Annotated in this window: 10 protein-coding genes; 4 read left to right on the top strand and 6 right to left on the bottom strand. The window is 67.7% G+C overall.

Features of this window, described 5'->3' with window-relative positions:
• Positions 1-7: 7 nt before the first annotated feature.
• On the top strand, positions 8-835 hold the full coding sequence (locus tag CTA01S_RS12150; RefSeq protein ID WP_019560668.1) for a carbon-nitrogen hydrolase family protein: 828 nt from the start codon (positions 8-10) through the stop codon (positions 833-835).
• Positions 836-870: 35 nt separating this feature from the next.
• Here the strand turns inward: CTA01S_RS12150 and CTA01S_RS12145 are convergent, their stop codons facing one another.
• The 5 genes from CTA01S_RS12145 to CTA01S_RS12125 form a co-directional block, all read right to left on the bottom strand.
• Positions 871-1,401 (bottom strand): hypothetical protein, encoded by a 531-nt coding sequence (locus tag CTA01S_RS12145; protein ID WP_062195893.1) that lies wholly within the window; start codon positions 1,399-1,401, stop codon positions 871-873.
• On the bottom strand, positions 1,398-1,886 hold the full coding sequence (locus CTA01S_RS12140; RefSeq protein WP_062195891.1) for a phage holin family protein: 489 nt from the start codon (positions 1,884-1,886) through the stop codon (positions 1,398-1,400). Before CTA01S_RS12140 ends, CTA01S_RS12145 begins: the two co-directional genes overlap by 4 nt.
• A 17-nt stretch (positions 1,887-1,903) precedes the next feature.
• Complete coding sequence (locus CTA01S_RS12135) at positions 1,904-2,296, bottom strand: ElaB/YgaM/YqjD family protein (protein ID WP_019560671.1); 393 nt, start codon at positions 2,294-2,296, stop codon at positions 1,904-1,906.
• 83 nt (positions 2,297-2,379) lie between these two features.
• Complete coding sequence (locus CTA01S_RS12130; protein WP_084362415.1) at positions 2,380-2,808, bottom strand: response regulator; 429 nt, start codon at positions 2,806-2,808, stop codon at positions 2,380-2,382.
• 138 nt (positions 2,809-2,946) lie between these two features.
• On the bottom strand, positions 2,947-3,585 hold the full coding sequence (locus CTA01S_RS12125; RefSeq protein ID WP_019560673.1) for a response regulator: 639 nt from the start codon (positions 3,583-3,585) through the stop codon (positions 2,947-2,949).
• Positions 3,586-3,860: 275 nt separating this feature from the next.
• On the opposite strand from CTA01S_RS12125, the gene CTA01S_RS12120 reads away from it, so the two are divergent.
• A complete protein-coding gene (locus CTA01S_RS12120; RefSeq protein ID WP_157451360.1) occupies positions 3,861-5,354 on the top strand; it encodes a sensor histidine kinase in 1,494 nt (497 codons plus the stop codon).
• A gap of 71 nt (positions 5,355-5,425) precedes the next feature.
• On the opposite strand, the gene CTA01S_RS12115 is transcribed toward CTA01S_RS12120, so the two are convergent.
• Positions 5,426-6,598 (bottom strand): FAD-dependent monooxygenase, encoded by a 1,173-nt coding sequence (locus tag CTA01S_RS12115; RefSeq protein ID WP_062195887.1) that lies wholly within the window; start codon positions 6,596-6,598, stop codon positions 5,426-5,428.
• 123 nt (positions 6,599-6,721) lie between these two features.
• Between CTA01S_RS12115 and CTA01S_RS12110 the strand changes: the two genes are divergently transcribed.
• Positions 6,722-7,432 (top strand): transposase, encoded by a 711-nt coding sequence (locus tag CTA01S_RS12110; protein WP_062195884.1) that lies wholly within the window; start codon positions 6,722-6,724, stop codon positions 7,430-7,432.
• Between the two features lie 118 nt (positions 7,433-7,550).
• Positions 7,551-12,302: a glutamate synthase-related protein gene (locus CTA01S_RS12105; protein WP_062195882.1), complete on the top strand. Its 4,752-nt coding sequence runs from the start codon at positions 7,551-7,553 to the stop codon at positions 12,300-12,302.
• The last annotated feature ends 13 nt before the right edge of the window (positions 12,303-12,315 follow it).

Here is a 12,315-nt window from a genome sequence, read left to right as displayed (position 1 = left end):
AGTCTCCATGCGCATTGCTGCGGTCCAGATGGTGTCTTCCACCCGCCCGGCCCACAACCTCGAACGTGCCCGCGACCTCATCGCGCAGGCCGCGGCGCAAGGGGCCGAACTCGTGGGCCTGCCCGAGAATTTCGCCTTCATGGGCCACAGCGACACCGACAAGCTGTCCCTGGCCGAGCCGCCGGGACACGGGCCTTGGCAGCAAGCGCTGGCGCAGGCTGCACGCGAGCACCGCCTCTGGCTGATCGGCGGCAGCCTGCCCCTGCGCACCGAGCAGGCGCAGCGCGTCACCAACACCACCCTCGTCTTCGATCCCCAGGGTCGCTGCCGTGCGCGCTACGACAAGATCCATCTCTTTCGCTATGAGGAACATGGTCCCGAGGGCCACAAGCTCTACGACGAAGCCGTGGTGCTGCGTGCCGGCGACCAGCCCGTGGCCGTGGACCTGCAGTCGCGCCAGGGGGTGGCGCTGCGCCTGGGGCTGAGCATCTGCTATGACCTGCGCTTTCCCGAGCTGTACCGGGCGCTGATGCGCCCGCCGTGCGACTTGATCGCCGTGCCCTCGGCCTTCACCCATACCACCGGGCAGGCTCACTGGGAGGTGCTGCTGCGTGCGCGGGCGATCGAGAACCAGTGCTATGTGATGGCGCCGGCCCAAGGGGGGCGCCACGAGAACGGGCGCCGCACCTTCGGACACACGCTCATCATCGACCCTTGGGGCGAGGTGCTGGCGCGCGTGGAAGAGGGGGAGGGGGTGGCCTGCGCCGAGCTCGATCCCGCACGCATCGCCCAAGTGCGTCAACGCTTGCCGGCCTTGGCGCATCGCCGGCTGTGATCCCGGGCCGGTCATTCACGAGGGCCTTTAGACCTTTAGAAGAACGGCGAATCGTCGGCCGGCGGCCGGCGATGGGGGCTGCGCTCGCGCGGCCAAGGCGGCGGGCGGCGTGCCGGGCGTGCGGGCCGCGGCCGGCTCAGCCACAGGCCCAGCAGCGGCAGCAGCGGTTGCAGCCATGCCAGGCCCTCGCGCATGCCTCGCAGAAAGCCCACGGCCGCGCGTGTGACCGACACGGGCGTCTGCCCGAGACGACGCGGGCCGGCCCACAGCGCCATGGCGGTCACCAAGCCCGCGACGGCCACCGCCTTGGGGTTGGCCAGGATCCACCGCAGGCTTTGGCTGCGCGGGAAGGCCGGGCTCAAGCGCGGGTGGGCCGGCCAATCGGCATCGCCCGGGCCGAGGTCGGGGGCGCCGGCTGGCCTCGCAGGCCCGGGCGCGGCCGCTGCGCGCGGTGCCACCAGCGCACGCAATTGCGCTCGCTGGCGCGCCATGCGCAACAGCAACAGCTCGCGCTGGGCATCACGGTGCTCTTGTTCGGGCGTTCGGTTCGGCGGGGGCGCACTCATGATGATGGTGGACTCTCAGGCGTCCAAGGGCGGGCATCGTCGCTGGGCGGCATGGGCGCAGGACTGGCCACCGCCGGCCCCTGGCCCTCATGCAAGCGTCGCAGGGTCTCCAGATCGGCCGCCAGCTCGCGGCGCAACAAGGCAAAGGCCTGATCCCCTTGCTCGAGCAGGCGCCGCACTTGGAAGACGGCCCATGCCGCGCCCACGCCCAGGACCAACACCACGCCGGCGGCCGCTGCGACGCGCCAGGGCGTGTCCCAGCAGGCGATGATGACCAGCGCGCCGAGGAAGCTGACGGTCAGGCCGGCCAGCCAGACTGCCGCCAGCAGGCTGACGAACAGCCGCGCCAGGCGCCGCTTTTCGTCTTGCCATTCGAGCTGGGCCAGGGTGACCCGGTCGACCGCCACCTCGACGCCCAGCGCCAACACGCGCCGTAGCCGCTCGATCAGCGCATCGATCTGGGGGGCGAACAGCCGCGCCAGCATGGGGCTGACTCGGTGGGTCAGCGGCGGGCGATCAACACACCCACCAGCAGGCCGGCCAAGGCGGCGATGCCAGCCACCTTCCAGGGCTCCTCGTGAGCGTATTCATCGGCCATGGCCGCGGTGTGACGCACCCGTTGGGTGATGTCATGCGTGACGTCGGCCACGGCCTCGCTGGCCCGATGCAAAGAGGCCTGCAGCTTTTCCTTCAGCGCTCGCACCTCGGGCAGGTCGCGCACGGCCGGGTTGGACATCAGCTCGGCCAGATCGGCCTTCAGATCGGCCCATTCGCGCTCCAGGGTGCTGGCGCTGTCTTGCGCCGCCTGACTCACCCCGCGGGCCACGCGGCGGGCGGCCTGTTCAGTGCGTTCGGCGGCAGCGGCAGCGGCTTCGGTGGGGGCATTGGCAGACATGGCGTTCTCCTGTGGTCAATGAAAAGGGAGGACCAACCCATTCTAGGCAGGGTTGGTGGCGCGACGCGCGGCACCGCAGCGCGTCATGGGGTCTTGTGCGGTGGGGCTTGCGCACGCAAAGCGTCCAGGGCCAGCGCCACACGGTCGAATTCATAAGACTTGTCGAAGAAATGCTCGGCCCCCAGGGCCAAGCAGCGCAAGCGCACCGCGCGCGAGGCCGTGTTCGTCAACACCATCGTCAGCGGCCGCGGTTGCAGATGCTGTAGCGCGCTCAGCACCCCGAAGCCGCTGCCCTCGCGCAACTGCAAATCCACCACCACCACATCGAAGGCCTGCTCGCGCAGCGCGCTCAACGCGGCGGCCTCGGTGTCGGCCTGAGCCGTCACCCGGAAGCCCTCGCAGCTGTGCACCAACTCGACCAGGCGCTCGCGGATCAAGGCCGAGTCCTCGATCACCAACACCGTGCGCTCGGGCACGCGCGGAGGGACGGCAGTGGATGCGCTCGCATGCATGATGGTCTGAGCCTAGCGCAGCAGCCCGTGCACGTCTGTAGGCGCGGGCCTACGTGCTCATCCCGGCGACGCGGGCGCTGCTGATTTGGACGCTGCTTATTGAACGCTGGCTATTGAACGCTCGCTATTGAACGCTGGTTATTGGATCAACCCGTTCTTCACCGCGTAGTACGTCAGCTCGGCATTGCTCGACAATTGCAGCTTGGCCAGCAGTCGCGCACGGTATGTGCTCACCGTCTTGACACTGATGAAGAGTTCGTCGGCGATCTGCGTCACCGACATGCCCGAGGCCAGCTTGCACAGCACCTGGAATTCGCGTTCGGACAAATCCTGGTGGGCCGGCCCAGCCCCGGGCTGGTCCATCCGCTCGGTCATCAGGTCGGCCACCACCGGGCTCACATAGCGCCGCCCCTGCAAGACCACGCGGATGGCGCGCAAGATCTCTGCGCCATCGGCATCCTTTTTCAAGTAGCCGTTGGCGCCGGCGCGCAACAGATTGATGGCGTACTGCTCTTCCGGGAAGGCACTGACGATCAGCACCGGCACCTCGCCCACATGGTGGCGGATCAGGCGCAGCGTGTCCACGCCCGTGCGGTCCGGCAGCGAGATGTCCAGCAGCACCAAGTCCCAGCCGCTGTGGCGCAACAGGGCCAAGGTCTCGGCGCTGGTCGAGGCTTCCCCGCCGACGACCAGGTCGGGTTCTGCGTCGATCAACTGGCGCAGGCCGGCGCGCACGATCTGATGATCGTCGGCCACCAACAGGCGTTTGCGTTGCATGCGAAGGTGCCAAGCCGCAGGATGCCCAGTCTGGCACAGCACGGCGGGATTCGCCAAGTCGGGCTGGGGCATGTGGACCTCTGAATGGCAAGAAAGTGGAGGGCGCACCCTACCGAGCCGCCAAGCCCCAAGGACATGAGCCGGCGGAGGGGTCCGTGGCGATGCGGCCGCTGCGGGCCCAAGCTGCCACCACCGATGCCCTCATGGTAGAAACGCGAGGCGACGGCCGGTGTCATCCTGCATGCCGGGCGGTCTGTCGGAATCCGCTGACATCGATGAGGCCTTTTTCTGCTCCGTCCTCCTGGTCCTTGCGCGGCGTGTGGCGCGAGGTGCTGCGCCGACTGCGTCGGATTCACCAGGACCTGCAAGCCGCCGCGGCGCGCTCCGGCCAAGTGCCGGCGCGTCTGCTGCGTCGGCTGGCCGTGCTCAAGCTGGCGCTGCCCTTGGCCCTGGCCTTGGGGGTGGGCATGCTGTGGATCACCGAGCGCGGCTATGAGCGGCTGGTCCACACTTATGCCGAACTCAAAGGCTCACGAGTGTTCTCCGCCAACCTCGACAGCCTGGCCTTCCTCGCGGCTCGGGCCGATGCCACGCAGGCCGAGTATCTGCTGACACGCACGCCCGACAGCCTCTGGCGCCACCGTTCCACCTTGCAGCAGATCGTCGCTCTGTACCCGCCCTTGCTCGAAGGCGGCCTGCCGCATGCCGACCCGCAGGATCTGGCCGTGGCCTTGCGCTACATCGACGCCGAGCGCGAAGAACTGGCGCGGCTCGATGCCTTGGGGCCCCGCGCCACGCCCGCACAGATCGACGCGGTGCTGCAACCCAGTCCCGTGTCCGATGGCAGCCTGCGCCAAGCCATCGGCCGCATGGTCGCGCGCGAGCGTGCCTTGCTCGAACGCGCCGAGGCCGAGGCGGCCGGCGAACTGCAGCGTCAGCGCTGGGTCTCGCTGGGCACGCTGGTCGCAGGCCTGATGCTGCTCGTGCTGCTCTTTCAGGCCTACCGCGGCGAGTTCGCAGAGGAGCAGCGCATGGCCCAGCGTTTGCAACAGGAGCGTGATCGGCTGGAGCGTGCGGTGCGGCTGCGCACGCGTGAGTTGTCGGAGCTGGCCACCCACTTGCAGGAAGTGGCCGAGCAGGAAAAGGCCCGGCTGGCGCGCGAGCTGCACGACGAGCTCGGAGCGCTGCTGACGGCCAGCAAGATGGACGTCGGCCTGCTGCTGCGGCGCGGCTTGCAGCTGCCGCAAGAAGCGATCGAGGCCTTGCAGCGCGTGCAATCCAACCTCGAGCAAGGCGTGCAGATCAAACGCCGTGTCATCGAAGGGTTGATGCCTTCGACCCTCAGCCACCTGGGCTTGGTGGCTGCGCTGGAGACCTTGGCCGACGAGGTGCAAGCCCAGTCGGGGCTGCACATCGAGCGCGATCTGCCCGAGGCCCTCGAGCTCGACCGCGAACGCAGCCTAGCGGTGTTTCGGCTCGTGCAGGAGGCCCTGACCAATGTGCAAAAACACGCCCGCGCCAGCCGGGTGGACTTGGTGCTCGAAACCCGAGGCGACCGCCTGCTGCTGCGTTTGCGCGACGATGGCGTGGGGTTGGACCCGGCGCAGACACGCAAGCTCAAAAGCCACGGGCTGCGCGGCATGAAACACCGGGTCGATGCCTTTGGCGGCCGCTTCGAGATCGGGCCTGCGGCTGGCGGCGGCACTGTGCTGACGGTCGAAATTCCCTTGACGCCCGTGCCCGAGGTCGCGGACGACACCGAGATCTGAACGCCAGCCCGCCGGCAGCTGCCATGCCGGCAGTGCCGTGTCGGTGCGCCCGCGCGCCGTGGGGCAGCGGCCTATCGTCGGCCGAACATCATCTGCCGCGCCAGCAGCGACTTGGCCGGCGACATCCGCTGCAGCGCAGCCAGCCCCAGCGCGCGGGCTGCCCCCAAGCCCGGCAGGTTCCACACGAAACTGCGCGCCAGGAAGTCGGTGACGGCGATCGTGCCCCAGCGGTCCCCCGCGCGGGCCCATTCCGCGCGCCGCAGTGCGGCGTCCACGTCGCCGCCCGAGCGGCGCAGCCGTCGTACCAGTTCAAAGGCGTCGCGCAGACCCAGGTTCAGGCCCTGGCCGGCCACCGGGTGCAGTGTTTGCGCCGCATTGCCAATGCGCACCGTGCGACCCTGCACCAAGCTGCGTTCGGCATTGAGCCCCAGTGCGAACGCCTTCAGCGGACTGATGGCCACCACGCGCCCGGTGTCGGGGTGCAGCACGTGGTTGAGCACGGCGATGCGCTGCGCATCGTTCAAGGGCTGCACGGGATCGTCCTGCTGCGGCACACACCACACCAGCGCGGCCTCCTCGCCCCCCAGCGGCAGCAAGGCCACCGGCCCGTGGGCGGTGAAACGCTCATAGGCCGTGCCGGCGGGCAACCCACGCACCGTGACCTGGCCGACCCAGGCGGTTTGCGCATAGTCGTGACGCAGCGCCTTGCGCGCCTGCTCGGCAAACACCCCGCCTTCGGCCACCACCGCCAAGTCGAAGCGTTCGGCGATGTCGGTGTCCAGCTCCACGGCGCCGTGCAGCGTCTTCAGCGAGCGCACCGGGGTTCCCAGCCGCAGGGCCAGACGCTGCGGCTGGGCAGCGCAGGCGTCGGCCCAGGCCTGCTGCAGCGGGGCCACCAAGCGGCCGTAGCGCAGCACCGCCCCCAGCATCGGCACGCCTTCTTCCAGCGCATCGATCACCACTTCTGGCTGCCGGCGCACCAGCAGCAAGGGTTGCTGCTGCGACACATGCACGCGCCGGATGGGCTCGGCCGCCGCCGCGGGCCAGACCTTCAGGCGCTGCAGCAACTGCACGCTGCCCAGCGACAGCGCCAAAGTGCGGGGATCGGCCCCCACGTCATGCTCGGGCGCTCGGGCATCGAAGACGGTCAGGCGCGCGTGCGGCAGTTCGCGCGCGGCCAGCAAGGCCAGCGCCAAGCCGCAGGGGCCGGCGCCGACCACGGCAATGTGCAGATCGGCGGACATGGGAAGCAACACCTGGGGAACACCTGGGGCAGGGCGACACGGAAGCCTGCCGGTACGGCGATGATAGGGCGGCCCTGCACCGATATCATCGCCGCAACCCCATCCGCCGACCCGGCCTTGCCCATGGCCCGACTGCCCCGCCTCGTCCTGCCCGGCCTGCCCCACCATGTGATCCAGCGAGCGCACCCTGGACAGCCGGTGTTCGGCGACGAGGCCGACCATCGCGCCTATCTCGAGGCCCTGCGCGAGGCAGCCCGCACCCACGGGGTGGCCGTGCATGCCTATGTCTTGGTGCCGCGCGAAGTGCAGCTCCTGGTGGTGCCCGATACCGCCGAGGGCTTGTCCCGCATGATGCAGTCCATCGGTCGGCGCCATGGCGCCTGGTTCAACCGTCGCCATGCGCGCAGCGGCAGCCTGTGGGACGGCCGCTATCGGGTCACCATCGTCGAGCCCGAAACCGGGTTCATCGACCTGTGCCTGTACATCGAAGCCCTGCCAGTGCGCCTGGGCTTGTGCGCCCGGCCGCACGACTGGGCCTGGTCCAGCCTGCCCCACCACCTGGGGCGGCAGCGCGACCCCTTGCTGAGCGAGCACGCTGAGATCTGGCGCCTGGGCAACACCCCCTTCGACCGCGAAGCCGCTTACGCGCGGCGCACCGAAGAGGGGCTGAGTGCCCGGCGCATCCAGGAGCTGGAGGCGGCCTGCGGGCGCGGCTGGGGGCTGGGGCGCGCGGAGTTCCTGGCCGACCTGGCCGAGAAGGCGGGGCGGCCGCTGCAACCGCGCCCGCGCGGCCGGCCGCGCAAATCGCTGCCCCCACAAGACTGTCCCCATTAATTTGTGCACCGTATTGGTGATGAAAATAATTTGAGTCTGACCCCATTTAATTGCGCTTGAAGTCCTGTCGGGCCTGCAGTACGCTCGGGTCATCCCTAACGATGACTCGGAGTGCGCCATGCCACAGGCCGCCCAGGGGGGAGCCACCCCCGAAGAAATTCGTGCCCTGGCCGAACAGGGCCTGTATGACCCCCGCAACGAGCGTGATGCCTGCGGCGTGGGCTTCGTGGCCCACATCAAAGGCCACAAGGCTCACAGCATCGTCGAGCAGGGCTTGAAGATCCTCGAAAACCTCGACCATCGCGGCGCCGTGGGGGCCGACAAGCTGATGGGCGACGGTGCGGGCATCCTGATCCAGATCCCCGACGAGTTCTATCGTGCCGAGATGGCCAAGCAGGGGGTGGAGCTGCCGCCGCCGGGCGAATATGGCGTGGGCATGATCTTCTTGCCCAAGGAGCATGCCTCGCGGCTGGCCTGCGAACAGGAGTTGGAGCGGGCCGTCAAGGCCGAAGGGCAAGTGCTGCTGGGCTGGCGCGATGTGCCGGTGGACAAAGACATGCCGATGTCGCCGGCAGTGCGCGAGAAAGAACCGGTGATCCGCCAGATCTTCATCGGCCGCGGCCCGGACATCATCGTGCCCGATGCCTTGGAGCGCAAGCTCTACGTCATCCGCAAGACCGCCTCCAGCGCGATCCAGCGCCTCAAGCTCACGCACTCGCGCGAGTACTACGTGCCCAGCATGAGCTGCCGCACGGTGATCTACAAGGGCTTGTTGTTGGCCAACCAGGTGGGCACCTATTACAAAGACTTGCGCGACCCGCGCGTGGTCTCGGCCCTGGCCCTGGTGCATCAGCGCTTCTCGACCAACACCTTCCCGGAGTGGCCGCTGGCCCACCCCTACCGCATGGTGGCCCACAACGGTGAGATCAACACCGTCAAGGGCAACTTCAACTGGATGCGCGCCCGCGAAGGCGTGATGAAATCGCCCGTGCTCGGCGACGATCTGCAAAAGCTCTATCCGATCAGCTTCGAAGGCCAATCCGACACGGCCACCTTCGACAATGCGCTGGAGCTGCTGACCATGGCGGGCTATCCGCTGGCCCATGCCGCCATGATGATGATCCCGGAGGCTTGGGAGCAGCACACGCTGATGGACGAGCGCCGCCGCGCCTTCTACGAGTACCACGCGGCGATGATGGAGCCCTGGGACGGTCCGGCCGCGATGGTGTTCACCGACGGCCGTCAGATCGGCGCCACGCTGGACCGCAACGGCCTGCGTCCGGCGCGCTACATCGTCACCGACGACGATTTGGTGGTGATGGCCTCGGAGTCGGGCGTGCTGCCCATTCCCGAGAACAAGATCGTCAAGAAGTGGCGCCTGCAGCCGGGCAAGATGTTCCTGATCGACTTCGAGCAGGGCCGCATCATCGATGACGAGGAGCTGAAAAACCTCTATGCCTCGGCCAAGCCGTACCGCCAGTGGATCGAGAACGTGCGCATCAAGCTCGACTCGATCGACGTGGTGGGCGAGCCGCCGAAGTTCACCGAATCGCTGCTGGACCGCCAGCAGGCCTTCGGCTACACGCAGGAAGACCTGAAGTTCCTGATGAGTCCGATGGCGCAGTCCGGCGAGGAGGGCATCGGCTCCATGGGCAACGACTCGCCCCTGGCCGTGCTGTCGGACAAGAACAAGCCGCTGTACAACTACTTCAAGCAGCTGTTCGCCCAGGTCACGAACCCGCCGATCGACCCGATCCGCGAGGCCATCGTGATGTCGCTGGTGTCCTTCATCGGCCCCAAGCCCAACCTGCTGGACATCAACGCGGTGAACCCGCCGATGCGTCTGGAGGTTTCGCAGCCCATTCTCGACTTCGACGACATGGCGCGCCTGCGCCAGATCGAGCGCCACACCGGCGGCAAATTCAAGAGCTACGAGCTGAACATCACCTATCCGCTGCAATGGGGGCGTGAGGGGGTGGAGGCCAAGCTCGCCTCGCTGTGCGCCGAAGCCGTGGACGCCATCAAGACCGGCCACAACATCCTCATCATCACCGACCGCTACATGAGCCGCACCCAGGTGGCCATCCCGGCCTTGCTGGCCTTGTCGGCCGTGCATCACCATTTGGTGCGCGAAGGCCTGCGCACCACGGCCGGCTTGGTGGTGGAGACCGGCTCGGCCCGCGAGGTGCATCACTTCGCCGTGTTGGCCGGCTATGGCGCCGAGGCCGTGCACCCCTACCTGGCCATGGAGACGCTGGCGGCCATGCATGCCGAGCTGCCGGGGGAGCTGTCGGCCGAAAAAGCCATCTCCAACTACGTCAAGGCCATCGGCAAAGGCTTGTCGAAGATCATGTCCAAGATGGGCGTGTCCACCTACATGTCCTATTGCGGGGCGCAACTCTTCGAAGCCATCGGCCTGAAGAAGGAGATGGTGGACAAGTACTTCCGCGGCACGGCCTCGCAAGTGGGCGGCATCGGCGTGTTCGAAGTGGCCGAAGAAGCCATCCGCATGCACATGGCCGCCTTCGGTGACGACCCGCTGCTGCGCGACATGCTCGACGTCGGCGGCGAATACGCCTGGCGCGCGCGCGGCGAAGAGCACATGTGGACGCCGGATGCCATCGCCAAACTGCAGCACAGCACGCGCGCGGGCCGCTTCGACACTTACAAGGAATACGCGCAAATCATCAACGACCAGTCGCGCCGCCACATGACCCTGCGCGGCTTGTTCGAGTTCAAGCTCGATCCGAGCAAGGCCATTCCGATCGAGGAAGTCGAACCTGCCTCGGAAATCGTCAAGCGCTTTGCCACCGGCGCGATGTCGCTGGGCTCGATCTCCACCGAGGCCCACACCACGCTGGCCATCGCGATGAACCGCATCGGCGGCAAGTCCAACACGGGTGAAGGCGGCGAGGACCCGGCGCGCTACCGCAACGAGCTCAAAGGCATCCCCATCCAGGCCGGCACCAAGGTGTCCGATGTCTTGGGCCACAAGGTCATCGAGGTCGACTACGAACTGCAGGCCGGCGACTCGCTGCGCTCGAAGATCAAGCAAGTCGCCTCGGGCCGCTTCGGCGTGACCACCGAGTACCTGGTGAGCGCCGACCAGATCCAGATCAAGATGGCGCAGGGCGCCAAGCCCGGCGAAGGTGGCCAATTGCCGGGCGGCAAGGTGTCCGAGTACATCGGCTTTTTGCGCTACTCGGTGCCTGGGGTGGGCCTCATCAGCCCGCCGCCGCACCATGACATCTACTCGATCGAGGACCTGGCCCAGCTCATCCACGACCTCAAGAATGTCAACCCGCGCGCCGACGTGTCGGTCAAGCTGGTGTCCGAAGTCGGTGTGGGCACGATCGCCGCTGGTGTGGCCAAGGCCAAGGCCGACCATGTCGTGATCGCCGGCCATGACGGTGGCACCGGCGCCTCGCCTTGGTCGTCCATCAAGCATGCCGGCACGCCCTGGGAGCTGGGCTTGGCCGAGACCCAGCAGACCCTGGTGCTCAACCGCTTGCGCGGACGCATCCGCGTGCAGGCCGATGGTCAGATGAAGACCGGCCGCGACGTGGTCATCGGCGCGATGCTGGGGGCCGACGAATTCGGCTTCGCCACGGCGCCCCTGGTGGTCGAGGGCTGCATCATGATGCGCAAGTGCCACCTCAACACCTGCCCGGTGGGCGTGGCCACGCAAGACCCGGTGCTGCGCCGCAAGTTCGCCGGCAAGCCCGAGCACGTGGTGAACTACTTCTTCTTCGTGGCCGAAGAAGTGCGCTCGATCATGGCCCAGCTGGGCATTCGCAAGTTCGACGACCTGATCGGTCGCTCCGACTTGCTCGACATGCGTCGGGGCATCGAGCACTGGAAGGCCCGCGGCTTGGACTTCAGCCGCATCTTCCACCAGCCTGAGGTGGGACCCGAGGTGGCGCGCCACCATGTCGAGTCCCAGGACCATGGGCTGGAGCGCGCGCTGGACGTGCGCCTCATCGAGCGTTCGCGCCCCGCGCTGGACAAAGGCGAGAAAGTGCAGTTCATCGAGACCGCGCGCAACGTCAACCGCACCGTCGGCGCGATGCTCTCGGGCGAGTTGATCCGCCGCCATCCCGACGGCCTGCCCGATGACACCATCCACATCCAAATGGAGGGCACCGGCGGCCAGAGCTTTGGCGCCTTCCTGGCCAAGGGCATCACGCTGTACCTCATCGGCGATGCCAACGACTACACCGGCAAGGGCTTGTCGGGCGGCCGCGTGGTGGTGCGTCCCAGCATCGACTTCCGCGGCGATGCCACGCGCAACATCATCGTGGGCAACACGGTGTTGTACGGCGCCACCAGCGGTGAGGCTTTCTTCCGCGGCGTGGCCGGCGAGCGCTTTGCGGTGCGTTTGTCCGGGGCCACGGCGGTGGTCGAGGGCACGGGCGACCATGGCTGCGAATACATGACCGGCGGCACCGTCGTCGTGCTGGGCAAGACCGGCCGCAACTTTGCCGCCGGCATGAGCGGCGGCATCGCCTACGTCTATGACGAGGATGGCCAATTCGCCAAGCGCTGCAACACGGCGATGGTCAGCCTGGAGAAAGTGCTGCCGGCGGCCGAGCAACGCGCCACGGTCGATCCGGCGATCTGGCACAAGGGGCAGACCGACGAGGAACTGCTCAAGAAGCTGGTGCAGGACCACAACCGCTGGACCGGATCGCAGCGTGCGCGCGACATCCTCGACCACTGGGAAGAAGCGCGTGCGAAATTCGTCAAGGTCTTCCCGCACGAATACAAGCGGGCCCTGGGTGAGTTGCATGCGCGCACCGAAGCGGCCCACACCATCGAGCGTGCCAAGGCGGCCGATGCATCGAAGAAGTCCGCCAAGGCCAAGGCCTGAGCCCCACGTCAGG

Source organism: Caldimonas taiwanensis NBRC 104434 (assembly GCF_001592165.1).
Taxonomy (GTDB): domain Bacteria; phylum Pseudomonadota; class Gammaproteobacteria; order Burkholderiales; family Burkholderiaceae_C; genus Caldimonas; species Caldimonas manganoxidans.
The sequence above is the reverse complement of the archived record's forward strand: the minus strand, read 5'-3'. Positions and strand labels throughout refer to the sequence as shown.